Annotated in this window: 19 protein-coding genes; 12 read left to right on the forward strand and 7 right to left on the reverse strand. The window is 67.1% G+C overall.

Features of this window, described 5'->3' with window-relative positions:
• The first annotated feature begins 20 nt into the window (after positions 1-20).
• From prsR to DFR31_RS07675, 3 genes are all read left to right on the forward strand, one after another.
• The gene (gene prsR / locus DFR31_RS07665; protein WP_121442002.1) at positions 21-1,367 is read left to right on the forward strand and encodes a PEP-CTERM-box response regulator transcription factor; all 1,347 of its coding nucleotides are present in this window, start codon (positions 21-23) and stop codon (positions 1,365-1,367) included.
• Positions 1,368-1,372: 5 nt separating this feature from the next.
• Positions 1,373-4,189, forward strand: a complete 2,817-nt coding sequence (gene prsT / locus DFR31_RS07670; RefSeq protein ID WP_121442003.1) for an XrtA/PEP-CTERM system TPR-repeat protein PrsT — start codon at positions 1,373-1,375, stop codon at positions 4,187-4,189.
• 284 nt (positions 4,190-4,473) lie between these two features.
• A complete protein-coding gene (locus tag DFR31_RS07675; protein ID WP_121442004.1) occupies positions 4,474-5,397 on the forward strand; it encodes a PEP-CTERM sorting domain-containing protein in 924 nt (307 codons plus the stop codon).
• A gap of 110 nt (positions 5,398-5,507) precedes the next feature.
• On the opposite strand, the gene DFR31_RS07680 is transcribed toward DFR31_RS07675, so the two are convergent.
• From DFR31_RS07680 to DFR31_RS07710, 7 genes are all read right to left on the reverse strand, one after another.
• Positions 5,508-7,766, reverse strand: coding sequence for an efflux RND transporter permease subunit (locus tag DFR31_RS07680; RefSeq protein ID WP_121442005.1), 2,259 nt, complete (start codon positions 7,764-7,766; stop codon positions 5,508-5,510).
• Positions 7,766-9,241 carry a hypothetical protein gene (locus tag DFR31_RS07685; protein WP_425452527.1) on the reverse strand — a complete coding sequence of 492 codons (1,476 nt, stop codon included), beginning with the start codon at positions 9,239-9,241 and terminating at the stop codon, positions 7,766-7,768. Before DFR31_RS07685 ends, DFR31_RS07680 begins: the two co-directional genes overlap by 1 nt.
• Complete coding sequence (locus tag DFR31_RS07690; RefSeq protein ID WP_121442202.1) at positions 9,162-9,932, reverse strand: outer membrane lipoprotein-sorting protein; 771 nt, start codon at positions 9,930-9,932, stop codon at positions 9,162-9,164. Before DFR31_RS07690 ends, DFR31_RS07685 begins: the two co-directional genes overlap by 80 nt.
• A gap of 44 nt (positions 9,933-9,976) precedes the next feature.
• Positions 9,977-10,879: a ThiF family adenylyltransferase gene (locus DFR31_RS07695; protein ID WP_121442006.1), complete on the reverse strand. Its 903-nt coding sequence runs from the start codon at positions 10,877-10,879 to the stop codon at positions 9,977-9,979.
• A gap of 33 nt (positions 10,880-10,912) precedes the next feature.
• On the reverse strand, positions 10,913-11,665 hold the full coding sequence (locus DFR31_RS07700) for a PEP-CTERM/exosortase system-associated acyltransferase (RefSeq protein WP_121442007.1): 753 nt from the start codon (positions 11,663-11,665) through the stop codon (positions 10,913-10,915).
• Positions 11,666-11,718: 53 nt separating this feature from the next.
• Positions 11,719-12,438 carry a GNAT family N-acyltransferase gene (locus DFR31_RS07705; protein ID WP_170153623.1) on the reverse strand — a complete coding sequence of 240 codons (720 nt, stop codon included), beginning with the start codon at positions 12,436-12,438 and terminating at the stop codon, positions 11,719-11,721.
• Positions 12,439-12,705: 267 nt separating this feature from the next.
• Positions 12,706-13,266 carry a PilZ domain-containing protein gene (locus DFR31_RS07710; RefSeq protein ID WP_121442009.1) on the reverse strand — a complete coding sequence of 187 codons (561 nt, stop codon included), beginning with the start codon at positions 13,264-13,266 and terminating at the stop codon, positions 12,706-12,708.
• 347 nt (positions 13,267-13,613) lie between these two features.
• Between DFR31_RS07710 and DFR31_RS07715 the strand changes: the two genes are divergently transcribed.
• The 9 genes from DFR31_RS07715 to DFR31_RS07755 are packed head-to-tail and all read left to right on the forward strand — an operon-like array spanning position 13,614 to position 24,716.
• Positions 13,614-15,131, forward strand: coding sequence for an XrtA system polysaccharide chain length determinant (locus DFR31_RS07715; protein ID WP_121442010.1), 1,518 nt, complete (start codon positions 13,614-13,616; stop codon positions 15,129-15,131).
• A 14-nt stretch (positions 15,132-15,145) separates the two neighbouring features.
• A complete protein-coding gene (locus tag DFR31_RS07720) occupies positions 15,146-16,108 on the forward strand; it encodes an XrtA-associated tyrosine autokinase (protein ID WP_121442011.1) in 963 nt (320 codons plus the stop codon).
• Entirely contained in the window at positions 16,098-17,648 is a 1,551-nt protein-coding gene (locus tag DFR31_RS07725) for a TIGR03016 family PEP-CTERM system-associated outer membrane protein (RefSeq protein ID WP_121442012.1), read from the forward strand. The genes DFR31_RS07720 and DFR31_RS07725 overlap by 11 nt, the downstream gene beginning before the upstream one ends.
• A 3-nt stretch (positions 17,649-17,651) precedes the next feature.
• On the forward strand, positions 17,652-18,704 hold the full coding sequence (locus DFR31_RS07730; protein WP_121442013.1) for an XrtA/PEP-CTERM system-associated ATPase: 1,053 nt from the start codon (positions 17,652-17,654) through the stop codon (positions 18,702-18,704).
• Entirely contained in the window at positions 18,694-19,626 is a 933-nt protein-coding gene (locus tag DFR31_RS07735; RefSeq protein WP_121442014.1) for an XrtA system polysaccharide deacetylase, read from the forward strand. The genes DFR31_RS07730 and DFR31_RS07735 overlap by 11 nt, the downstream gene beginning before the upstream one ends.
• A gap of 13 nt (positions 19,627-19,639) precedes the next feature.
• Positions 19,640-20,692, forward strand: a complete 1,053-nt coding sequence (locus DFR31_RS07740) for a FemAB family XrtA/PEP-CTERM system-associated protein (protein WP_121442015.1) — start codon at positions 19,640-19,642, stop codon at positions 20,690-20,692.
• A 4-nt stretch (positions 20,693-20,696) separates the two neighbouring features.
• Positions 20,697-21,953 (forward strand): TIGR03087 family PEP-CTERM/XrtA system glycosyltransferase, encoded by a 1,257-nt coding sequence (locus DFR31_RS07745; RefSeq protein ID WP_121442016.1) that lies wholly within the window; start codon positions 20,697-20,699, stop codon positions 21,951-21,953.
• The gene (gene xrtA, locus DFR31_RS07750; protein WP_121442017.1) at positions 21,943-23,511 is read left to right on the forward strand and encodes an exosortase A; all 1,569 of its coding nucleotides are present in this window, start codon (positions 21,943-21,945) and stop codon (positions 23,509-23,511) included. The genes DFR31_RS07745 and xrtA overlap by 11 nt, the downstream gene beginning before the upstream one ends.
• Entirely contained in the window at positions 23,508-24,716 is a 1,209-nt protein-coding gene (locus DFR31_RS07755; protein WP_121442018.1) for a TIGR03088 family PEP-CTERM/XrtA system glycosyltransferase, read from the forward strand. The genes xrtA and DFR31_RS07755 overlap by 4 nt, the downstream gene beginning before the upstream one ends.

Below are 24,716 nucleotides of genomic sequence, written 5' to 3' on the forward strand. Positions count from 1 at the left end.
GACATTACAGGGAGGATTCAGTGGGAGAGGCGCTTAAACTACTCATCGTCGAGGACGACCAGGGTCTGCAAAGCCAACTGCGGTGGTGTTTCGAAGGGTACGAGGTACTTGAGGCCAAGGACCGAAGCAGCGCCATGGCGCAGGTCCGGCGGCACCTGCCGCAGCTGGTCACGCTGGACCTGGGGCTCCCGCCCGACCCGGCCAATGCCTCCGAGGGCCTGGCCGTACTGGAGGAGATCCTGGCCGTGTCGCCAGAGACCAAGGTGGTCGTAGTGACCGGCAACGACGAGCGCCGACACGCCCTGCAGGCCGTCTCCCTGGGGGCCTACGACTTTTACATCAAGCCGGTGGACGCGGACGTGCTACGCCTGATCGTCGATCGCGCCGCACGGCTCTACGAGCTGGAACAGGAGAATCGCCAGCTGGCGCAAGGCAATGACTCGCCGCTCAACGGCGTCATCACCATGGACCCCGGCATGCTGAAGGTCTGCCGCATGGTGGAGCGGGTGGCCCCCGCCGACGCCACCGTGCTGCTACTGGGCGACAGCGGCACCGGCAAAGAGGTGCTGGCCCGCGCCGTGCACGACCTGAGCCCCCGGGCCAAAGAACGCTTCGTGGCCATCAACTGCGCCGCCATCCCGGAAAACCTGCTGGAGAGCGAGCTGTTCGGCTACGAGAAGGGCGCCTTCACCGGCGCCACGCGCCAGACCATCGGCAAGATCGAGCACGCGCACAAGGGTACGCTGTTCCTCGACGAGATCGGGGACCTGCCCTTGAGCCTGCAGGCCAAGCTGCTGCGCTTCCTGCAGGAACGCACCGTGGAACGCCTGGGCGGACGCAACGTGATACCCGTGGACATCCGCGTTATCGGTGCCACCAACCAGGATCTTGGGCAACTCATCCGCACCGGTGACTTCCGGGAGGATCTTTACTACCGCATCAGCGAGATCAGCATCGACATCCCGCCCCTGCGCGACCGGGCCGGTGATCCCAGCTTGTTGGCACACGCGTTCCTGGACCGTTTCGCCCAGGAGCAGCGCAAGCCCCGGCGGGGCTTCTCATCGGATGCCCTGTCCGCAATCGAACACTACGACTGGCCAGGCAACGTCCGCGAGATGGAAAACGTCATCCGCCGGGCCGTGATCATGGCCGACGGCCAGCGCATCACCGCGGATGACCTGGGGCTTGAGCCCCGGGAGGACCCGGAGCAGCTAATCCGCCTGCGCGAGGCGCGGGATGCGGCGGAACAGGAAACCATCATCAAGGCGATGGGCCGGACCAACGGCAACATCGCCCAGGCCGCTGACATGCTTGGGGTTACCCGCCCCACCCTGTACAGCCTTCTCGACAAGTACGGACTGAGGTAAGCGGCATGACCGCACCGATCATCAAGCACACCCAGAGAAACCCCTTCCGGCGCGGCGCCCTGGTCGCTGCCCTTGCCTCGGCTGCACTCGCCCTGGGCGCCTGTGACGGCGTCGGGGGCAGTTCTGAAGCAGACCACCTGGAGCGGGCCGCCAAGCACATGGACGAAGGCAGGTATGACTCGGCGGTCATCGAATACCGTAACGCCCTGCAGCAGAACGCCGATGCCGAAACCCGTGCCCTGCTTGGCCTGGCCCACAAGCGGCAGGGCCGCCTGGACGACGGCATCAATCACCTGCAGCGGGGTCTGGAGGCGGGCGCCGATACCAAGCGCTACACGCCGCACTTGGCGCGCGCCCTGTTCCGGGTAGACCGCTGGGGCGATATCGCCGATTTGTCACTGCCGGAGGGGCTGGATGACTCCGAGCGGGCACAGTTACTCGCTTACCAGGCACTGGGGCATTTCCAACGCGGCGACAGCGAGGCGGGCACCGAGGCGCTGGACAGCGCCCGGGCACTGGACCCCGACCTGGCCGAAGTGCACCTGGCAGAGGCTTTCCAGGCGCTGTCGGCCGGTGAAACCGATGCCGCCTGGCAGGCCGTTGAAGCCGCGCTCTCAGCCGATGACTCCCTGGCTGCCGCATGGGGCACCAAGGGGGATCTCTCGCAATGGCGTGGGGACACCGACGGTGCCCTGGCGGCGTACGGCAAGGCGGTGGAATTGCGCCCGCAGGTCATATCCAACCGCTTCAAGCGCGCGCTGGTGCTCGTGGAGCAGGGTGATCTAGACAAGGCCCGGGAGGACGCCGACTTCCTGCGGGAAGGTGCGCCCGGCCACCCTGCGGGGCATTACCTGACCGGGCTGATCCACTACGAACGCGGGGACCGCTCTGCCTCCCGCCCCCACTTCCAGGAAGCCCTCTCGGCCCACCGCAATTACCGGCCCGCCATGCAGCACCTGGCCTCGGTGCAGCTGAGCGCCGGCAACCTCTCCCAGGCCGAGCACCTGCTGGAGCGCTACCACGCTACCGGCAACGGAACGGCCATGAGCTACCGGCTCAAGGCGCGCCTGCGGGTGGAACAGGGTCGGCCGGAAGCGGCCCGCGAGGTGCTGGCCGAGGCCCTGGAACGGCAGCCCGAACTGATCACCGGCCTGGGGGAACAACTCGCCGTGCTGCACATGGAGGCCGGAGACGCCGAGCAGAGCATCCGCACCCTCCGCCAGGCGCTGGTGGCACAACCGGACTCCGTGGAGCTTCAGGAAATGCTGGGTGTTGCACTCCTGCAGAGCGGGGATGCCGATCAGGGCCTCGCCATGCTCCAGCAGGTCGCGGACACCACCCCGGAGATCGTCCGGGCCGATATCGTCGTGGCGGTGGGTCACCTGAACGCCGGGCGCTACGAAGAGGCACTGGCCGCCGGGGAACGCATCCGCGAGAAACAACCGGACAGCCCCAACGGCTACAACTTCATGGCCGCCGCGCTGCTCGGCATGAACGAGATCGACGAGGCCCGCCTGGTCTACCAGGAGGGGATGGCCAAACTGCCCGGCGACCCGTCGCTGGGTATGAACTTGGCGATGATGGAGCTCGTCCAGGAAAACCGTGAAGCAGGCATCGCCGCGCTGGAGGCGATCCAGGAGCACAACCCGGGGCATGCCCCCTCGGCCATGAGACTGGCGGAGCTCGCGCACCAGGACGGGGACACCGGGGCCAGCACGCGCTGGCTGGAAAAGACCATTGAACACCATCCGCAGGAGGCCCAGCCCTACCTGTTGCTGGCCCGCCTGCAGCTAGACGGGGGGGCACCGGGAGAAGCCGCGACGACGCTGGAACGGGGCCTGGAACATCATCCGGAACACCCCCTCATGCTCTTCGCGCTGGGCGACATCCGCGAGCAGCAGGGCGACCACGAGTCGGCGGCAAGCCTGTTCCATGACTTGACGGCGGTGGACGAAGACAATGCCGAGGCCTACTACCGTCAGGCCCGAAATCTCACCGCCCTGGGGGATAATGACGGCGCGCGTACCGCACTGGAGCGGGCGGTGGAGCTCGAGCCGGATGACCTGAGCGCCCGGATTGCCCTAGTCCGACTGCTGGCAGCGGACGGCGAGATCGAGGCGGCACGAGCGGCTTTCGAACCACTGGAGACCGGGGATCACCAGGATCGCCCCGTGGTCAAGGCACAGCGAGGCTGGTTCCACAACGAGGCCGGACGGTACGAGGAAGCTGCCGCGGCATATGGCGAGGCGCTGGCGAGCGAAACCCGGCGGAGCTGGACGCTTGCCCGTTACCGGGCCCAGTTACAGGCTGATCAGCCCGATGCCGCCAAGCAGACCCTGCAGGATTGGCTGGAGCGCCACCCCGGTGACGGGGTCGCCCGTCACCTGCTGGCGGCCCGCCTGATGGAAGGCAACCAGACGGACGAGGCCGAGACGCTGTACCGTGAGCAGATAGAGCAGTACCCGGAGGACTACCTGGCCCTGAACAACCTCGCCTGGCTGCTCCGGGAATCCCGGCCGGAGGAGGCGCTGGGCCTTGCCGAGCAGGCGGCGGAACTGGCGCCCGAAGCGCCGGAGATCCTGGATACGCTCGGTGTCGTGTTGCTTTACAACTCGCGTCCCGACGAGGCGCGGGAGGTTCTCGAAAAGGCGCACGAAATCGCACCGGGCCAGCCGGGTATCCAGTTCAACCTGGCGCGCAGCCTGGAGGCGGCCGGGGATACCGAGCGGGCCAGGGCGGTCCTGGACCGGCTTCTGGCCGACGAGAGCGACTTCCCCGACCGACAACGGGCCGAGGAGCTGCTGCAGACGCTGGATGGCTGACACTCACGCCCCGGGCCGGCGATGCCTGAAATACCCCTGTCGCCGGTCCGGGTGCGCCCCTTCACCAAACTGTCCAGCCGCTTTACACCCCCGCCTGATCCCGGGCGTACAATGACCGAAACGCCACCCCGAAGAAACTTTTAATCCCTCCATAACAACAAGTTACGTTGCCAAAAAAAACCTGGCACCTGATTTGCTTCTCCTGAGACAGGGTCGGGTGCACCGATCCGGAAAGACCACCACCCGATCACTCGATCAAGTACCAGGTCACAGGAGACGACATCATGAAAAGGTATACCCGCCTCATGGCAGCAGCCGGGCTTACCGCGGGACTGGGTTTGGCAGGGAATCCCGCCGTGGCCAGCCTCTACGAAGACGTGAACATTGAGCACACGCGAGACGGAAACGCCTTCACGACAGAGATCTTCAACCAACTGGAATTCCGTTTTCTGGCGGAGACCACTCAATTCGGGGATGGACCGGCTCCCGTGGAGGGAGATACCTTCTCGGATTCCGGCGCGGGCCAGGTAAGAGACATCTTTGAACCCGGCGGATCAGCTCCCGTATTTGACGCCAACGTCCGGGACAGACTGGGTTTCGTCTGGAATGACCTGACCGGCTCGCTCGGCAGCTTTACCTCGGGTGCCCCCGGGACGCTCACCACAACGTCGCAGTACGACCCGGGCGCCATCTTCAGTTGGTATTACGGCGATGACGTAATCGACTGGAGCAACACCAACATGCAAGCCAACCAGGCTTCAGTCACGGATGGCGACAGGGGAAACTTGGTGCAGGTGCTTGAGTTGACTCTGACCGGCGGCTCCGCCGACCTGACCTTCGAGGATGATGAGGGCGTGGCCGGTGACTTCATCCGCGGTTCTTATCGCTTCGACTTCGAAGTCACGAACGCACTCGCGGGCTTTTGGAAGATCGGTGACCTTGATTTCGCTGACTTCCTTGATGAAGACGCGCCGTTCAAGTTCTCCTTGGTCGCCGACGCCAACGCGAATGCCCGCGACCCTGTTATTGATGATGACGTCGAGGACGCCCTGTTCGTCACCACGACAGGCGGTACCGGGCAGATCGGGTTCAACCGCGTACCCGAGCCGGGCTCCCTGGCGCTGATGGGCTCTGGCCTGCTCCTGCTGGCCGGCCTGATCACCCTGGTGGGTCGTCGCAGCCGCGCGGTGGAGCCGACGGCAGCCTGAACCGACTGAACTACAACAATAAAGTAAGACCTAGAGACGAGGGCCCCACAATGGGGCCCTCTTTTTTGTCGGCGGCCTCACTTCCTGCGGTCACCTAGAACAGAACGCCGTCACCCCACCCTTCCGGCTGTCATTCGACTGAACAGCACCAACATGGCGGGCAGCACCAACAGGTCGTACAGCAGTGCCGCCGCCAGCCCAAAGGCGGTGAGCAGGCCAAAGCTCTGGGTGGGCTGGAAGTCCGACAGGCTCACCAGCAGGAACTGTGCGATCAGCACGATGGTGGTCGCGGTAACTGCCCGACCGCTCTGCCTGAAGCTGCGGGCCACCGCCCAGGCCACTGGGCTCCCGGCACGCCGGCGGCGCAGGTAAGCGTGCAGGATGTGAATGGTGTCGTCCACGGCGATCCCCACCGCCACGCTGGCAATCATGGCCGTGGCCATGTCCAGCCAGATCCCGAGCAGCCCCATCAGCGAGAAGATCAGCACGATGGGCGTCAGGTTGGGCACCATGCTGGCCGCTGCCACGGGCACGGAACGCCACATCAGCAGCATCAATACCGACAACAGCCCCACCACCACCAGCAGGCTGTGTAACTGCCCCTGGATCAGTAGCCGCTCCTGGTCGGCGAACAGCCGGCCCATGCCGGCGATATCCCACTCCAGGTCCGCCGCCGGCTCCGCCTCCAGATGGTCGCGCAGGTCGGCCATCAGCGCGTTGAGCTCCTGGGCGCCGGTAGCATTCAGGTTGAGCAGCAGCCGGCTGCGGGTGAAGTCGCGATCCACCACGTCCCACAGGTCCTGGCCGTCGTAGATGAACAGGTACTGGGCCACCAGTTGCTCGTTGTCGGGTACGGTCCGGTAGTCCGGGTCCTCCTCGTTGAAGGCCCAGTGCATCTCCGCCACCAGGTCAGGGAGTGACAGGCTGTAGTCCACCTCGGGGCGCGCATCCAGCCAGTCCTGCACCCGTTCGATGGCCTGCAGCCTTTCGGGGGCCATCAGGCTGTCCCAGTCGGGCCCGTCGAAGACCACCTCCATGGCCATCACGCCGGAGAGCTGCGACTCCACCTGGCGGGTGGCGCGGGTGATCTCGTGGCCCTCGTCGAAGAAGGCGTAAAGGTCGGTTTCCACCTCCACGTGGCGAATCTGCGGGATGGCCACGACAAACAGCAGCACGGCCGCGCCCACCACCCAGCCGGCCCGGCGGACCGCCAGGTGGGCAGACCACCGGAGGAAGCCGTCCAGCTGCCGCATCCCCCGGCGTTGACGCACCCAGGGGCCATGGTCGTAGCGGGCAAGGATCGCCGGCAGCAGGCCCAGCACGCAGGCCGCTGCCACCAGCACGCCGAAGGCGGAGACCTGGCCAAAGGCCTCGATGGGACGGATGGGGCTGACGCTGAGCGAGGCCAGCCCGGCGGCGGTAGTCAGCGCCATGAACAGGGTGGGGCGCGCCACCGCCTGCAGGGCTGCCTCGACCCGCGCCCGGCCCTGATACCCCCGCTGGGCGGCGTGCAGCACCGCGTTGAAGAAGTGCATCATCATAGCCACGGTGAGCGCGGTGAGCAGCGGCGGCATGATGGCGGTGATCAGGGTGAAGGGCTTGCCGGTGAGCACCAGCAGGGCGAGGGCCGAGCCGGTCACGGCACTGATGGTCGCCGCGGCCAGGCCGACCACCAGCCAGCGCCGAAACAGCCACCAGAGCAGCAGCAGGCCGATCCCCATGGTGCCCGGCACCAGCAGGGCCAGGTCGCCGATCATGGCACGCAGTTGCGCCACGTCCAGCGCCACATGGCCGGCAACGGCGGTCAGCTCCGCCTCCAGCCCGTGCTCGGCGATGGACCGGCGCAGCAACTGTTCCAGCTCCAGGCGCTGCAGGCTGTCCTCCAGCACGTGAGGGCGCACCACCAATGCAGTGGCCTCCCCCGTCTCGGAGATGATCAGGCCCGGAGCGAAGCGGTCGCCCAGGGCCCGGTCCCGCCAACCCTCGGCGTCCAGGCGGCCGAGATCGTCGGCTTCCACCAGCCGCTCCACCGAGAAGCCATCCTCGGTGGCGCGGATGTGGTCGGTGCTGGTCAGCCCCAGTACCCGTTCCACCCGGTCGTGGCGTTCCAGGTCCTCCACCAGCCCATGCAACCGGCCGAGGAAGTCGGCCTCGAACAGCTGGGGCCCTTCGAACAGGGCCACCAGCACCTGGTCCTGGGGGAACTCCTCGCGCAGTTCGTTATCCAGCACCACGGCCGGGGCATCGGTGGGGAAGTAGGCCTCCGGGGCGTTATCCAGGTTCACCTGCAGCAGCAAAGGCCCGGGGCCGAGCACCAATAAGGCAAGCGCCGCCAGCGCCAGCCGCGGTCGATCCAGTAACCATCGCATCAGAATTGCCCCCGCCAACCCAGTACCAGAAGCCGGTTATCCCGATAAAAGCCCGCCGCGGTGTCCTCACGGCCATCCAGCCAGTGCAACCCGACGTAGACTTCATGGGGCTCGTTGCCGGTCCAGGCCAGTTCCGGGTTGACGTAGGCGTCACGCCGATCCAGGCCGGCGGAGAAACGCAGCCGGCCCCGCCACTGGTGATCGAGAAAGGGGTTTTCCAGCTCGCCGGTCAGGTAGTACGCCTCACGCGCGTCCAACACGCCCCCGGCGTCGTGCAGGTGCTGACCGGCCAGTTGCAGGGTGGTACGGAAGTCGCGGTCACCGGGGAAGCCCTCCACGCCCACCACCCAGTCGAAGCCTTCGACCGTCTCATAGCGCAGGTCGGCGGCCCGGGTGACGGGGACGTCGCTGAGCCAGGCGGCCTCCGCGCGCAGGGTCCAGGCCCCCACCTCGGTGGCCAGGTCCGCCCCGACGACCCAGCTGCGCGGGTGCTCGGCGTGCAGGGTGGCGCGCTGCGCCGGCGCCGAGCCGGCCGCCAGGGCGGCGCGGGTGGCATCGTCCACCCGGTAGTAGGGTTGCGACTGGCGGGCACGTTGCACGGTGAAGGCGTAGTCCACGCCGGCCCCGGAGCGACTGATACGCACCCCGCCACCGCCGTCCCCGGAGCTGTCATCGTCGATCCGGGCCTGCTGAATGACCGGGACCAGCGCCGGGTCCTCGGGCAGGCCGAACAGCCGCCCCCGCTCCCGGTCCACCGGGTGCCAGATGCTGTCCCGATCGGGCAGCTCGGCCTCGCGGAACACCGGCAGGAAGAGCATGTCGATGTCCCAGTCGCCCTGGTAGAGCTCCAGGCGGACCGCCGGGTTGGTGCGCCGCCGGTCGACCATCTCGTCCAGCGCAAACCGGGTGAAATCCTTGGTGCTCAGCCGGTCGGTGGGCGGAATCTCGTCCACCCGGCCCCAGAGGACCCGCTGCGTCCCCACGGTGAGCCGCCAGTCCGGTGCCCGGTAGCGCAGCCAGTTCTCGCCGTAATCGGCGTCCAGGCGGGAGACGCCGGAGCGCTCGCCACCCCCCTGAAGATGGCCATCCAGGCGTGCCCCGAGTCGCACCTCCCAGCCACTCCCCAGGTCACGGCCCATATACGCTTCGGCGGTGCCGTGGTGGCTGTAATCGGCGGACCGGTCCCCCGCGGTCAGCTGCCCGCCCTCCAGCTGGGCCCGCTCCAGCCGGTAGCGCCAGGGGGAGGGGTCGGCGTCCGGCCGGTCCTCCGGCTCGGCCGCCGGCTCATCGGGTTCGCCGAAGATCAGGACATCCTCGGCAACGGTGCCAGGTGGCAGGGCAAGGGCGGCGAGCCCCACGATTAGAGCACACCACCCGCTTGTCGACGCAGGGCGCTCAGGGGCGGTAGTCCGTCTCCCGCGAGGGGTCGGACAAGGCGCGGCTTGTAAAAAGGTCCCGGGGCAGTCCTTGGTCATACACCACTTCCTCGACTTCCAGCCTGGTGGTCCGACCCTGGCGCAGGTCGGTCATCGTGCTGCTCATCACCGTCCAGTAGCCCTGGATACGCTCTATACGCTCCACGGTGAGCCGCTTCACCGGCTCGTCTCCATCCTGGTAAAAATCGATCCGCAACGGGATATGGGTATCGGGGTGCACCCAGCTGAGGCGCTTGCTGTAGACGGAATTACCCGCATCCACCGGCACGCTCTCCAGCAGCTTGACCTCGGTGCCCTCGTAGCTGTCCTCGCCCAACAGGCGATGGCTGTCCTTGTGCGGCTCACGGTCCTCCAGGTCTTCGAACCAGAGCTCGGACTGGACGAAGCTCCCCCCGCGGTTTTCACTGCTGATGCGACGCACGCGCTGCGCGGCGGGCAGGAACAGCCACTGGTCGCTGGCCCCTTCCGGCCGGTTATGCACCAGCAGCCCGGTGTCGGCGATATTGGACGGGCTGGTGAAACGGATCAGGTTCCAGCTCTCGTCCTCCTCGCCCTCCAGGCGGTATTCGTAGCTCTCGCGCACGCGCTCGCGGCGCCCTTCACCGCCCAGCACCATGCGGCCGCGGGTCACGGCATCGTTGCCTTCCGGGCGGTCGTAGACCTGCTGTGCCAGCTCGGCGCCGGCCTGCTCGTCGGCCCAACCGGGCATACTTAGAGCAAGGCCCAACATGAAACCAAGAAGGCCAACCGGCAGTCGGCCGTAAACCCTGTTTGTCATCCGTCTCCTCCACTCTGAAGGGGCTGTCGGGCCAGCCTCAGGCGGGCCAACCTGCGCCGTGCAATGGCGATCAACACCCGTTGCAGGGGGTTGCGGTTGCCCCCGGGGCGCCAAGTGTGGGCCAGTCGCTGGCGGTAGGCATCGAAATGCACCCCGCGCGGCGCCCAGACCACGCGCCCCCGGTTCAGCAATAGCTTCAACACCTCGGTGCCCATGACGCCGGCACAAAGGTCGCACGCCATGGGGGTAGATGGCCCCCGCTGGCGGCCCAGGTCCACCGCGTCGGGGTCGGCAAGGTAGCCCATGTGGAGCATGGCCGGTGCCAGGCCCATCATGAAACGCAGCGCCAGGTCCTCGTCGGACAAGCCATCGCGCAGGTCAAAGTAGGCGTCGAAGCTCATCCGCTCCGGGTGGAAGTTGAGCAACGCGGCCCCCATACCCAGCGGAGCCACGGTAACCGCGGGAATGCCCGCTCGCGCCACGGCGGCGAACACCTGCCGCCGTGCCTCGAAGGCAAAGAAGTCCAGCCCATCCACGTAGACATCCACGCCTTCGAGAAATTCGGTCAGATTGCCCTCACGCACCCCATCAGGAAACACCCGCATATCCAACTCAGGGTTGATGTCCTGCGCCATGGCGGCCAGCACCCGGGCCTTGGGCTCCCCCAGGTGGCGCATGCTCGCCCCCACCTGGCGGTTCATGTTGTGCAATTCGAAGACGTCGAAGTCGGAGATGTTGAAGGCACCAATACCCAGGCGTGCCAAGGTCAGCAGGTGCGCACCACCCACCCCGCCAAGCCCGGCAATGGCTACCCTTGCACCACGCAACACCTCAAGTTCTTTCTCGGTCACCCAGCCCACATTACGGGTGAAGGCTGTGCGGTAGTCGAACCCCCCCATTCGGGTGACTCCTCAGATTTTGGCCTTGATCGGTCAGGCCGGACTGGCAGCGTGGAAGCCTGCCCCCAACTGCTCCAGGGCACGCTGGTACAGGTGCCGGAGCATGGCCGACTGCTGGAGTCCGCTGACGGCGTCATCCCTGTGAATATAGAAGGCGGCACGGAGTCCGTGGTAATCCTGGACGTTTCCCACTTGGGTGAACGTCAGCCCACTTCGCCCCAGAAGGCGTGCCAGGCGGGGTTCCATCATGGCGAAGACGTGGTGCTTCTCGGTGAGCCCGGTGAGGGCGGTGGCCGCCATGAACAGGCTGACCGCCATCAGCGGGAACGTGCGGTACTGCTCGGCGGGAATATCCAGGCCATCCACATCACCCAAGGGCGTCTTGGATTCGCCCTTACGGCGCCGGAACACGCCGTGAACTGCCAACCGGGAAACCTCGCAGACGTGAGCACGATCCAGCAGGTCGGGGCGCAACTCCGGGTGAAAGAAACTCTCCCGGCAATGTTTTTCTATGGGCAACCCACCCTCCGGACCGGTATCGGCGGGCACTACCCGCACACAACCCGCAGCCGTACCACTGCCGCGGTGGCGCAGCAGGCCGTGCCAGGAGGCGTCATCGAACTCGTCCCGCTCCAGCCCCCCCGGGCAGTCCTCATCCTTCTCGAAGCCAAATTCCCGACAATAGACCTCGTAACGAAGGCGATGAATCTCGTTGCGCTCGTCGCCCCGTACCAGGCTGTAGCTGAAATAGGTGTCGAAGGCCTCCGCCAACGGTGCATCTGCCATATCCCGTCCCTCCCCATCAGGACGCGCCCAAGCCGGGCATGATCACCACGCTGTCACGCCGGGTGCGTCGCAAGCCCCCCATAGGGCATGGCGGGCTCGGGCAAAACATCCCTCGCCTCCACCATGGCCGCATGGCTGACGAACGGGGTCACCGGCAACGCCGTGGACAAACGGCTTCGCCAGGCCCGTAGCCCCAGCCCCAGCGCTGCTGTCTCCACCCGGCAGGGCAATCTGAGCCCGCGGTGCTCTACCGGGGGCGCAAAGACCTCCAGCGGCAGGCCGCGACTGCGAAGGACGCGCGCCAGCCCCGGCCTGACCATGAAGTAAAGCTGCTCCACGCCCTCTTTCATAGCATAGGCCCACGCGGCCCGGCAGAGCATGTACATGAGCGACTGGGAGCAGGCGCGGCGGCCCTGTGGCCGTACGATCAGGCGGGACACCTCAACCGCACCACGCCTGAAGGTGGGCGTCGCGTTGCCATCGTCAGAGCCGGGCTCGGTGGCGATGAGTTGTTGCAGCGGCAGCGGCAGCGGCTCGGGCCTGATCAGCCGCATGGTGCCCAACCACTCGCAATCCTCTCCATCAGGGCCCACCCGCCCTGCCAGGAAGTGCACTGCCTGGTTATCGTGGATATCCCGCTCCAGCCCATCCGGATGGTATTCGGAGGGTTCAAAGCCGGTTTCCTGGCAGAACACACGGTAACGGATGCGAAAATGCTCGCGTCGTGATTCGCTACAGTCAGCGACAACAACCTGATATTTGTCTTCAGACATCGTGCAGCGTCCACCGGGCCCATGCGTGCGGCCTCGCATCCATGGCCGGTCAACGTCCAACCCGATGGCCGTCCCCCCCTGTGGTTGACAGCCAAAACATCGCAGCGCGCAAGATTAATCCCTGAGCCCCATTTATAAAACAAACAAAAACAGGGGCATAAGGCGCACAGCGTAGCAAGCAACCACCCGGATCCATCCGGTACTCCGCGTGTTCACTCACACTCGCGGTAGCGTTCTCAAGCAGACCCGGCACATCCGCTGCCCGGATTACGCCGCGAAGCGGAGGCCAGCGCTCGCATTATTGGCATGGACCACCTCGGCCCAGCGCACCTCGCCATCCGGCATCGCCAGCTTGACGCGCAGGCCGGCCTGCAAACCCGGGCCAAATGCCGCCACCCGGGCACCATCGGCAGAGAGGTCCACCAGCCGACAGGCGATGGTGTGCTCGCCAATCCAGACCAAGCTGGGCTCATCGACCAGGCGCCTCGGCGCCTGCCGCCGCTCCGATGGCGCCGGGCCCGCTGAACCTGCCCGCCCGGCGCGCCCGAACTGCGACCAGAGCCTCGCTGCTGCCCTGTGGTCCGGATCGCCGGACTGGGCATAGATTTCGGCCTGGGCGTCAGAGACAACCTGCGGTGCCCCCAGCCGGCCGATGGCCGCCGCGACGAACAGGGGCGAAACACGCCGATAGGTCCCCTCATCCTCCATGTCCTTGTACAGTTGCTCGTGAATCCGGTTCATCAACTCCAGCCTGCCGGACCAGTCCCGTTCCTTTAGCGCGGAAGCCCAAAAATCGGCCAACTCCTCAGCCAGTTCCTCTGCATTCATTCCTGGACCCCCTTGACCTCCAGCATCCTCGCACCGGCAGTGCGAACCCCACCAAGCAAGTATCAGGCCCCAACCCACAACCAATTGAAAAAAAGCAACTTTAATATCTGGCTGGTGATACTGCGGAAGGCGGGCGCACGGGATATGTAAATTCGCCTGACATCTGCCGTTGGAGCCACCCCGCCCGGGCGACGCGCCAGCGGCATCACGGGTAAATAACGGTTTGGCTCGACCGAGCAGAACGAGATTTTTATGCTTGAATGAGTGACAGGAGTCGCCCCATCCCCGACGGGCGCCAATTGAGTTTTCACGCCGGTCAAGCGCACCGGCAGGGGTTTGAAGCAGCAATGGAAAAGCTCTACCAGGAGTTCCTTCAGCACGCCCGGGCCACCTGGCGCCGGCGCTGGTGGATACTGCCCATCGCGTGGCTGATCTGCCTCGGTGGCTGGGCCTACGTCCAACAGATCCCGGACACTTATCAGTCGTCCGCGCGGGTGTTCGTCAACACCCAGTCTGTGCTCGACCCGTTGTTGCGCGGCATGACGGTGCGACCGGACACCGAGCAGCGGCTGCGCATGATGACCCGCACCCTGCTCAGCCGCGACAACCTCGAGGAGATCGCCCGCGCCAGCGACCTTGACGTGCTCACCGGCAACGACAACCTGGATGCCCAGGTGGGCATGCTGCGCAGTCGCCTGTCACTGGATGAGTCGCGGCGCGGGGACAATATCTTCAACATCTCCTTCCGGCACGGAAACCCCGAGGTCTCCTACCGGGTGGTCCAGGAGACCGTTAACCTGTTCATGGAACAGGGGCTGGGCAGCTCGCGCCTGGACCTGACCAGTTCCCAGCAGTTCATCGAGCGCCAGATCGAGAGCTACCGGGAGCAACTGGAAGAAAAAGAGGCGGAGATCGAGCAGTTCAAGCGCGACAACGCCGCCTACCTGAGTAGCGGCGGCAACTTTTACAGCCGCCTGGAACAGGCCCGCGAGCGGCTGGAGCAGGCGAAACTGGAGCAGCGCGAGGCGCAGCGGCAGGTCGAGACCTTCGAGCGCCGCATGGCTGAATCGCGTCAGAGCGGCGAGCCCGTGACCAGCTACCAGAACCCCGAGCTGAATCAGCGCATCAACCGACTGGAAAGCGACCTGGACAGCCTGCGCCAGCGCTACACCGACCAGCACCCCGATGTCATCTCCACCCGCCGGGTCCTGAGTGAGCTCCGTGAACAACAGGAGACCGAAGCACAGGAGTTCAGCGCATCGGGGGCCAGCGTGCTCGGCAACGCCGGGCAATCGCAGAACCCCTTGCAGCTGGCGCTGGCCGAGGCCGAGAGCCGTGCCGCCTCCCTGCGGGAGCGGGTGCAGGAGTATGAGCGGCGGGTTGCACGGCTGGAAGAGAACGTGGACCGCGTCCCGGCGGTGGAGTCCGAACACACCGCACTGACCCGCGACTACGACGTGCTCCGCGACAGCTACAACCGGCTGCTAAGCACCCGGGAGCGCGCCATCATGTCCGGCGAGGTGGAAACCCAGACCGACTCGGTGGACTTCCGGGTGCTGGAGCCGCCGCGCATGCCGGAGAGCCCCGCGTCACCGAACCGGCCGGCACTGGCCAGCATGGTGCTGATCCTGGGCCTGGGCGCAGGGACCGGGTTCGCCTTCCTGCTGGCGCAGCTGCGCGGCACCGTGAACAACCGCGCGCAGCTCTCGGAGCTGACCGGTCGACCGGTACTGGGGCAGGTATCGCGGGTTTACACACCGCTGCGACGGCGGCGGCGACTGACCGAGCTACTGGTCTTTGCGGCCGCGACGGCAGGGCTGTTGATCGCCTTTGCACTGGCCCTGGGCGTCTACTTCTCCGGGTAGGGGGTTCCTGTAACGTGAGTATAATTGAAAAAGCACTGGACAAGAGCCGCGCCCACAAAGGGCAACAGGAAGATGAAGCGGAGGTCCCCGGGCAAACCGGGGAGGCAACCGGAGCCGAGGCGCGGAGCGCGCTGGGGACGGACCCGACCCCCGCTACCCGGTCAGCAGAGCCGCCGACATCACCCACGGTGGCCGAGACGGCGCCCCCAGTCCGGCACTCGCAGAAGGTCAACATGGACTTCGCCTGGCTGCGCAAGCAGGGGATCATCGTGCCGCACGACGAACGCACCGGGCTGACCGAAGAGTTCCGGATCATGAAGCGGCCGATCCTGGACAATGCCTTTGGCCGCAACAGCGCCATGCGCGTGCCCAATGGGCGGCTGGTCATGATCACCAGCTCCATGCCGGGGGAGGGCAAAACGTTCTGCACCCTCAACCTGGCGCTCAGCATGGCCCTGGAGGTGGACCGCACCGTGCTGGTGGTGGACGCCGACGTGGCGCGCCCGGCCATCCCCCACGCCCTGGGTATTGATTGCGACCGCGGCCTGATGGATGTGCTGACCGAGCCGGACATCGACATCCCTGACGTACTGCTGCGCACCAACATCCCCAACCTCAGCGTCATCCCGGCAGGGCGGCCGCACGGCCGGTCCACGGAGGTGCTGGCCAGCCAGGCGATGGTGCAACTGCTGCACGATCTGAACACCCGCTACGAGGACCGCATCATCCTGTTCGACTCCCCGCCGCTGCTCGCCACCAGTGAGCCGGGGGTGCTGGCCACCCACATGGGGCAGATCATCATGGTGGTGGAGGCGGAGCGCACCCCGCGCAGCTCGGTGGAACGGGCCATGGAACAGCTGCAGAGTTGCGATGTAGTGCTGACCACCCTGAACAAGTCCACGCGCCTGCCGGGCATGGGCGGCTATGGGGGCTACTACGCCCGGGGCAGCTACGGGAGCAGTACGTATGGTCAATAGGGTGCGGACAGGGACGCCACACCGGCGGGTAAAGACAACAGGTTGGCAGCATATCGCGCTGGGCGTAGCGCTGACCTCGGTGTCAGTGCCGGTCGCGGCGGACAACCTGAACTGGACCCTCACCCCCCGCGTCACCCTGGGCGCGGAGATTACCGACAACGCCCGCCTGGCCCCACGCGGCGATGAGAGCAGCGACCTGATCGGCCAGGTCACGCCCGGCTTCACCCTGCGCGGAGAGGGCGCGCGGACCACCGTCAACGTCAACTACAGCTGGAACAACCGCTTCTACCTGGATGACTCGCGCGAGGACCGCAGCACCCACCGGCTGTTTGCCCGGGGCACCACGGAACTGGTCCCGGAAACCTTCTTCGTGGATGCCAACGCCTCGCGGACACAAGGCGCCGCTTCACTGCTCGGTCCGGTGGGCGTCGGTGACACAACCCCGCGGGACAACCTGCAGGAGACCACGCGCTACGGCATCAGCCCCTACCTGCGCACCCGCTATGGGCGTTTCGCCCAGCAGGAGATCCGGTATGGGTACGACGAGGTGCGTTACCACCGCAGCGGCCGAGGCGGCAGCCACGTTCATAGCGCCTCGTACCGGCTGGACAGCGGTCCGGCCTTCAACCGCCCCTTCTGGCAGCTCGCCGGCGATTATGAAGATGAACGCTTCGATGACGGAGGGAGTGGCCAGTTCGGCAGCGTGTCCGCCACCGCCGGGTACCGGTTCAGCCGCTTTTTCCAAGCCTTTGTCGTCGGGGGCCAGGAATTCAACGACTACCTGAGCGCACGCGATGACGTGGACGACACCTTCTGGGAGGTCGGTGCCACTTGGACGCCCACCCGGGCGACCAGTATCGAGGGGCGCTATGGCGAGCGGTTTTTCGGCAAGACGCGTTCGCTGGCAGCCACTCACGCCAGTCGTCGGGCCAGCTACAGGCTCAGTTATTCGGAATCCATTACCTCGACCCGCGGACGGGCCGGGCCCAGGTTGCAGGAAATGGCCAACATGGCTGGCTTCGACTCGGTGGACGAACTCCTGGCCGACGAGGGCTTCCAACAGGCGATTGACCTGTTCGGGTTCGATGCCGTTATGGGCCTGTTCGGTCTGGAGGACGAAGCGCTGATCGAGAACTACTTTTTTGTTCAGTCGTGGCGGGGCGCCTGGCAGTACCAGACAGGCCGTAGCACGTTTCGCGTGACTGGCTTTCATACCCGGCGCGAAGCAGAGGCCGAGACGGGGCTCGGCCTTTTCGATGATGACCGGGAGACCCGCGGGGGCACTGCGGCCTGGACCTGGAGTTGGGGGCCTCGGACAGACTCCACGTTGAGCACCAGCTTTGTCCGCACTGATTTTCGCTCGGACACGCAAGAGGATCGTCAGGATGACTACTGGAACATCAGGGCATCCGTAGGCCGCGACCTCACCCCCAGCGCCCGGGCCACGCTCGCCTACCGGCACCAGCAGCGCGAGTCCAACGAACGCGCCAACGAGTACCGGGAAAACGCGGTCATCGCCACCCTCACCAAGGAATTCTGAGGCATGTACGAGGAGTTCTACCGCCTGCAGGCCCGGCCCTTCGCCCTCAGCCCCGACCCGCGCTTTTTCTACGGCAGCAAGGGTCACCGGCGCGCCATGGCCTACCTGGAGTACGGCGTGCAGCTGGAGGAGGGCTTCATCGTCATTACCGGCGAGGTGGGCGCGGGCAAGACCACGCTGGTGCGCAACCTGTTCCGCAGCCTCACCGGCAAGCCGCTGGTGGCCGCCCAGCTGGTCAGCACCCAGCTGGATGCCAGGAACCTGTTGCGCTCGGTCTGCCTGGCCTACGGCCTGGAGGACGCCCCGGAGGACAAGGCCGGCCAGCTGCGCCGGCTGGAGCAGTTCCTGCTGCAGACCCGAGCCCGCGGCCAGCGCGCCCTGCTGGTGGTGGACGAGGCCCAGAACCTGGGTAACGACGCGGTGGAAGAGCTGCGCATGCTCTCCAACTTCCAGGGCGAGGACGGCCCGCTGCTGCAGAGCTTCCTGCTCGGTCAGCCCGAGTTCCGCGGCATCCTGCGCAGCGAGACCATGCAGCAGCTTCGCCAGCGGGTGATCGCCACCTACCACCTGGGCCCCATGGACGAGGTGGACACCCGCGCCTACATCGAGCACCGCCTGGCCCAGGTGGGTTGGGACGACCACCCCCGCTTCGAGGAGGACATCTGGCCGGTCATCCACCAGTACACCGGCGGCATCCCGCGCCGGGTCAACACCTTCTGCGACCGCCTGTTCCTGATGGGCTTTCTGGAGGAGCGCGGCACACTGAGCCGCGAGCAGGCGGAGACCGTCATCAAAGAGCTGGAGGAGGACCTGGGCGGGGGCAGCCCGGCAACGGCCTCTCCCCGCGCCGCCAATGGCGCCGGCACCTCCGAAGGCCTGAACGGCATGGACCTGCCCGGGCTGGATGACCGGGAGGACGAGCTTTACCAAATGGACAAGCGCCTGCACCGCATCGAGCGCTACCTGGTCTACAACTTCAAGCTCAGCCGCCAGATTCTCGCCGCCATGCGCGATAACCAGAACCGCAACCCGGGTCCGCAAGACGATGACTACTGAGCAGGGACAGGCCAGGGCAAACCGCCGAATAGGGGGCGTGATAAACGCCATGACCGTGGACGTGGAGGATTACTTCCAGGTCTCGGCACTGGCGCCGCATATCCCGCGGGAGAGCTGGTCGGCGCGCCAATGCCGGGTGGAGCGAAACCTGGACCGCATCCTCGCGCTGTTCGACCGCCACGGCGCCCGAGGCACCTTTTTTACCCTGGGCTGGATCGCCGAACGTTACCCCGGGGCAGTGCGGCGTATCGTCGATTGCGGCCACGAACTGGCGAGCCACGGCTACGGCCACGAACGGGTGTCCGATCTGGACCCGGACGCCTTCCACGCGGATATCACCCGGGCCAAGGGCCTGCTTGAGGACGTGGGCGGTGTGGCCGTGCACGGCTACCGGGCACCCAGCTTCTCCATCGGTCGCAGCAACCTGTGGGCGCTGGACCTGCTGGCCCGAACGGGCCACCGCTACAGTTCCAGCATCTACCCGGTACACCATGACCATTACGGCATGCCGGAGGCACCCCGCCATCCTCACCGGCCGACCGGTGAGGGTGGCATCCTGGAGGTTCCCCCGGCCACGCTGTCGCTGGCCGGGCGCAACCTGCCTGCCGCCGGCGGCGGCTACTTCCGGCTGTTGCCCTATGCCGCTTCCCGGCAGGCCCTGCGGCGGATCAACCGCGCCGATGCACAACCGGCGGTCTTCTATTTTCACCCGTGGGAGATCGACCCCGGCCAACCCCGCATCCCGGGCATCGGTCTCAAGACCCGATTCCGCCACTACCTGAACCTCCACCGCATGGAGGCTCGGCTGGAGCGCCTGCTGGCCGACTTCCAATGGGACCGGATGGACCGGGTCTTTGCCAGCGCCCTGCAGCAAGCCCCGTCACACCCCGAGGCGCCGGCCACTGCGCCGGGCCTGGCCTGAAGGAGCATTGGCCATGACGACGGCGCCCGAGCAACACCCCCCGATCGAGGTTCGCACGCTGGAGCCGGCCGACCGCCGGCGCTGGGACGATTACGTCACCGCCCACCCCGAGGCCACCTTTTTCCACCGGGCCGGCTGGGCGGAGGTGATCCAGCGCGCGTTCGGCCACCCCACGCTGTTCCTGTACGCGGAGCGCGACGGGCAGATCGTCGGCGTACTGCCATTGGCCCGGGTAAAGAGCCTGCTCTTCGGCCACGCCCTGGTCTCGCTGCCCTTCTGCGTTTACGGCGGCATCCTGGCCGAGGACGACGCCGCGGCCCGGACCCTGGACGAGGCGGCGCGGGCCGAGGCCGCGGAGCAGCGGGTAGACCACCTGGAGTACCGGCACCGTCAGCCCTTCCACAGCGACTGGCCCAGCAAGGACCTCTACGTCACCTTCCGCAAACCCATCGAGCCGGAGGTGGAGGCCAACATGCAGGCCATCCCCCGTAAGCAACGGCGGATGGTGCGCAAGGGCATCAAGGCCGGGTTGGTCAGCGGGGTGGACCGGGACGAGCAGCGCTTCTTCCCCGTCTACTCAGGCAACGTGCACCGGCTCGGCACCCCGGTGTTCAGTCGCCACTACTTCCGGATACTGAAAGACGTCTTCGGGGAGGACTGCGAGTTCCTCACCGTGAGCGATGAAGGGGAACCGGTCGCCAGCGTGCTCAGCTTCTATTTCCGCGACGAGGTCCTGCCCTACTACGGCGGCGGCACCCCGCGGGCGCGCGAGGTGGCCGGCTACGATTTCATGTACTGGGAGCTGATGCGCCGGGCCTGCGAGTCGGGCTACCGGCTGTTCGATTTCGGTCGCAGCAAGCGGGATACCGGCTCGTTCAGCTTCAAGAAAAACTGGGGGTTCGAGCCGGAGCCGTTGCACTACGAGTTCGAGCTTCACCAGGGGGACGCGGTGCCGGACCACAATCCCCTGAACCCCAAGTACCAGCGTCTGATCCGCTGGTGGCAGCGCCTGCCGCTGCCGGTGGCCAACCTCATCGGCCCCTACGTGGTCCGCAACCTGGGGTGACGCCATGGAAGACGTGCTCTATCTGGTCCATCGCATCCCCTGGCCGCCGAACAAGGGCGACAAGATCCGCTCGTACCACATCTTGCGACACCTGGCGACGCGCTACCGGGTCCACCTGGGCACCTTCGTGGACGACCCGGCGGACCAGGGCCACGTCCCGGAGCTGGAACGGCTGTGCGCCAGCGTCTGCGCCCGCCCCCTGTCCGGGCGGCAGGCGCGGTTGCGGGCTCTGACCGGGCTGGTCACCGGACAGCCGCTGACCCTGCCCTGGTACCGGGACCGCCACCTGCAGGCCTGGGTCGACGAGACCCTGGCCGGCCACGACATCCGCCGCGCCCTGGTCTTTTCCTCGGCGATGGGCCAGTACCTGCCCGAGGGCGCCGACACCCTGCTGCGGGTGGTGGACTTCGTGGACGTGGACTCCGACAAGTGGACCCAGTACGCCGCCAGCAAACGCTGGCCCATGAGTGCCGTCTACCGCCGCGAGGGCCGGCGACTGCTGGACTACGAACGCCAGCTGGCCGCCAACAGCCACGCCAGCCTGTTCGTGTCACCGGCGGAGGCGGAAAGCTTTCGCGGTTTTGCGCCGGAGAGTGCCGACAGGGTGCATGCCCTGAACAACGGCGTCGATGCCGGGTTCTTCGCCCCCGACCCGGCGCGCCCCTCGCCCTACGCCCCGGGCACCCGCACCGTTGTGCTGACCGGCGCCATGGACTACTGGCCCAACGTGGACGCCGCCTGCTGGTTCGCCGAGGCCATCCTGCCGCGGTTGCAGGCGGAGATCCCGGAACTGCAGTTCCACGTGGTGGGCAGCCGGCCCGCACCGCAAGTCCGCGAACTGGCGCAGCGTGACGGCGTGACGGTCACCGGCTTTGTGGATGACGTCCGCCCCTGGATCCAGCATGCCGCCATTACCGTGGCCCCTCTGCGCATTGCCCGCGGCGTGCAAAACAAGGTGCTGGAGGCCATGGCCCTGGGACAGCCGGTGGTGGCTACTCCGCAGGCCCTGGAGGGGCTCACCGCGCGCCCGGGCGAGGACCTGTTGCTGGCCGATGACGAGGCAGAGGCCTTCGCGGCTTGCGTGGCCGCCCAACTGCAAGCCCCCCGTCCGGGCCTGGGCGAAGCCGCCCGCGCCCGGGTGCTCGCTGACTACGACTGGACCCGCAACCTGGCGCAACTGGACACCCTTTTGAACCAACCCGCTCCCGCCGCGGCTCATCCCGCAGCCCCGCTGGCCGACGAGGTGCCCCATGGCCGCTGAGTGGCCCCAACCACGGCCCATCAGCATGAGCCTGGGCCCGGGATGGCCCCGGGCATTGGCGGCCATGGGCGTGGCCCTGCTGACCCTGCTGATCGCCTTCCAGGGCACCTTCGCCTCCATGGTGGCCATCTGGGACCGCTCGGAGACCTTCACCCACGGGTACCTGATCCTCCCCATCGTCCTCTTCCTGGTCTTCCGGCTCCGCCATGAGCTGGCCCGACTGCAGCCGCAGCCCTGCCTGTTGGCGCTCATCCCCCTGGGCCTGCTCACGGTCGCCTGGGTGATGGGCGAGCTGGTGGACGTGATCTCGGTACGCCAGTTCGCCGCGGTGCTCATGGTGCCGGCGCTCACCTGGCTCATCCTGGGCACGCAGATCACACGCCGGCTGCAGTTCCCGCTGGCCTACCTGCTGTTCGCCGTGCCCTTCGGCGAGTTCATGGTCGAGCCGATGATGATCTGGACCGCCGACTTCACCGTTGGCGCGATACGCCTGACCGGCGTGCCGGTCTACCGGGACGGGCTTTTCTTCGAACTGCCCACCGGGCGTTGGTCGGTGGTGGCCGCCTGCAGCGGGGTGCGCTACCTGATCGCCTCCCTGGCGCTGGGCACCCTGTTCGCCCACCTGATGTACCGCAGCTGGAAGCGCCGCCTGCTGTTCGTCGCCATCGCCATCCTGGTGCCCATCGTTGCCAACTGGCTGCGCGCCTACGGGATCGTGATGATCGGCCACCTGAGCGACATGCGCCTGGCGGCCGGCGTGGACCACCTGATCTACGGCTGGATCTTCTTCGGCGTGGTCATTTTCCTGATGTTCTTGATCGGGGCCTTCTGGCGGGAGGACCACCTGCCGCCGAAACCCCGCCCCGCCGCGGCTGCGTCGGTGCCGCCCTCCGGTTCTCGGATGGCGACCACCACGCTGCTCGCCCTGCTGCTGGTGGCCAGCGGCCCCCTTTACGCCGGCTGGATGAACCAGCGCGACCTGGGCGAGGTGGAGGGCCTGGGCAGCGGCCCGTTGCTGCCCGAGGGCTGGCAGGCCGCGGAGGAGACAGCTGCCCCGCCGCCCTGGACACCGGGCTACCTGAACGCCCGTGCCAGCCGCAACGGTCTGGCCACCCAGGAGGGGGAGGACCAGGCCGTTGGCCTGCACATCGGCTATTACCGTGCCCAGTTCCGGCACGGCAACATGGTGGGGTGGGCAAACACCCTCGCCGGCCGTCACCGCGATGACTGGCAGCAGCGGGGCGGGGGGCGCGTGGCGGTACCGGGCGTAGACCGACGGGGCGACCGCGTACTGCTCTCCGGTGGTGACGGGGACGAGCGCGAGCTCATCGCCTGGCGCTGGTACTGGGTGGATGGCCGGCTGACCACCAGTGGCCACGAGGTGAAGGCGCGCGAGGCCCTCAACCGCCTGCTGGGCGGGCGCGATGACGCCGCCCTGGTGGTGATTTATGCGGAAAGGGGCGACGACCCGGCACAGGCCGAGGCGGCCATGGAGGCCTACGCGCAGGCGGCTATGCCCCAATTGCTGTCGCTGCTCGAAGAGGTGACCCGCCGATGAGCATCGCACCACCCATCGCCGCCACGGACGGGACCGACCAGCGCCCGCTGGTCGCCCATGTCATCCATCGGTTGGACGTGGGTGGCATGGAGAACGGGCTGGTGAACCTGATCAACCACATGCCCGCGGCGCATTACCGCCACGCCATCATCTGCATGACCGATTACACCGACTTCAGCCAGCGCATCCGGCGCGCCGATGTGGGCCTTTACGCGCTGCACAAGCGCGAAGGCAAGGACGTGGGCGTGCACTGGCGGCTGCGCCGCCTGCTGCGGGAGCTCCAGCCCGCTATCGTCCACACCCGCAACCTGGCCACCCTGGAGGCGCAGGCCACGGCGGCGGCGGCCGGGGTGCGGACGCGCATCCACGGCGAGCACGGCTGGGACGTGGGTGACCTGGACGGCTCCCGGGCCAAGCACCGGCTGATGCGGCGCATGGCGCGGCCGCTGGTGGGGCACTACATCGCCCTGTCCCGCCACCAGCTGGCCTACCTGTCCGAGGCCATTGGCATCGGGCACGATCGCCTGCACCACGTCTGCAACGGCGTGGATACCCACCGGTTCGCCCCGCGCGGGCCCGGCGAGGCCACCCCGTTGCCGGAGGGCTTTGCCTCAAAAGACAGCGTCGTCATCGGCAGCGTGATGCGCCTGCAGGCGGTGAAAGCGCCCCAGGACCTGGTCGGGGCGTTCATCCACCTGCGCGAGCGGTTACCGGCGCTCTTCCCCCGGCTCCGCCTGGTGCTGGTGGGCGATGGCCCACTGCGCGACGCGGTGGCCCGGCAACTGGACGAAGCCGGCGTGGCGGAACAGGCCTGGCTGCCCGGGGCGCGGGACGACGTGCCCGGGCTCATGCGCGCCATGGACCTGTTCGTCCTGCCCTCGCTGGCGGAAGGCATCTGCAACACCATCCTCGAGGCCATGGCCTGCGGCCTGCCGGTGATCGCCACCGAGGTGGGCGGCAACCCGGACCTGCTGCAGCCCGGTGAGACCGGCGCGCTGGTCCCCGCCGGGGATCCGGCCGCCCTCGCCCGGCAAATACAGGCCTACCTGGAGGAACCGGACCGCCGCCAGCGCGAGGGGCAGGCCGCCCGCGCGCGGGCCGAGGCGGCATTCAGCATGGAGGCCATGGTGGAGGGTTACATGAAGGTCTACGAACAGGCGCTGGCACGTCACCCCGCCCCGACAACCCACAGGGGGCGCTGCTGA

Origin of the sequence: Alkalispirillum mobile (assembly GCF_003664325.1) — a bacterium.
In the GTDB taxonomy this organism is placed as follows: domain Bacteria; phylum Pseudomonadota; class Gammaproteobacteria; order Nitrococcales; family Halorhodospiraceae; genus Alkalilimnicola; species Alkalilimnicola mobilis.

Bases quoted from the DNA above. Each gene is read 5' to 3' on its own strand.
- DFR31_RS07680 (WP_121442005.1), bottom strand. From the start codon at position 7,766: ATGCGATGGTTACTGGATCGACCGCGGCTGGCGCTGGCGGCGCTTGCC.
- DFR31_RS07745 (WP_121442016.1), top strand. From the start codon at position 20,697: ATGGAAGACGTGCTCTATCTGGTCCATCGCATCCCCTGGCCGCCGAAC.
- DFR31_RS07730 (WP_121442013.1), top strand. From the start codon at position 17,652: ATGTACGAGGAGTTCTACCGCCTGCAGGCCCGGCCCTTCGCCCTCAGC.
- DFR31_RS07740 (WP_121442015.1), top strand. From the start codon at position 19,640: ATGACGACGGCGCCCGAGCAACACCCCCCGATCGAGGTTCGCACGCTG.
- DFR31_RS07705 (WP_170153623.1), bottom strand. From the start codon at position 12,438: ATGTCTGAAGACAAATATCAGGTTGTTGTCGCTGACTGTAGCGAATCA.
- DFR31_RS07735 (WP_121442014.1), top strand. From the start codon at position 18,694: ATGACTACTGAGCAGGGACAGGCCAGGGCAAACCGCCGAATAGGGGGC.
- DFR31_RS07675 (WP_121442004.1), top strand. From the start codon at position 4,474: ATGAAAAGGTATACCCGCCTCATGGCAGCAGCCGGGCTTACCGCGGGA.
- DFR31_RS07695 (WP_121442006.1), bottom strand. From the start codon at position 10,879: ATGGGGGGGTTCGACTACCGCACAGCCTTCACCCGTAATGTGGGCTGG.
- xrtA (WP_121442017.1), top strand. From the start codon at position 21,943: ATGGCCGCTGAGTGGCCCCAACCACGGCCCATCAGCATGAGCCTGGGC.
- DFR31_RS07715 (WP_121442010.1), top strand. From the start codon at position 13,614: ATGGAAAAGCTCTACCAGGAGTTCCTTCAGCACGCCCGGGCCACCTGG.
- DFR31_RS07755 (WP_121442018.1), top strand. From the start codon at position 23,508: ATGAGCATCGCACCACCCATCGCCGCCACGGACGGGACCGACCAGCGC.
- DFR31_RS07710 (WP_121442009.1), bottom strand. From the start codon at position 13,266: ATGAATGCAGAGGAACTGGCTGAGGAGTTGGCCGATTTTTGGGCTTCC.
- prsT (WP_121442003.1), top strand. From the start codon at position 1,373: ATGACCGCACCGATCATCAAGCACACCCAGAGAAACCCCTTCCGGCGC.
- DFR31_RS07685 (WP_425452527.1), bottom strand. From the start codon at position 9,241: ATGACCAAGGACTGCCCCGGGACCTTTTTACAAGCCGCGCCTTGTCCG.
- DFR31_RS07690 (WP_121442202.1), bottom strand. From the start codon at position 9,932: ATGTTGGGCCTTGCTCTAAGTATGCCCGGTTGGGCCGACGAGCAGGCC.
- DFR31_RS07700 (WP_121442007.1), bottom strand. From the start codon at position 11,665: ATGGCAGATGCACCGTTGGCGGAGGCCTTCGACACCTATTTCAGCTAC.
- DFR31_RS07725 (WP_121442012.1), top strand. From the start codon at position 16,098: ATGGTCAATAGGGTGCGGACAGGGACGCCACACCGGCGGGTAAAGACA.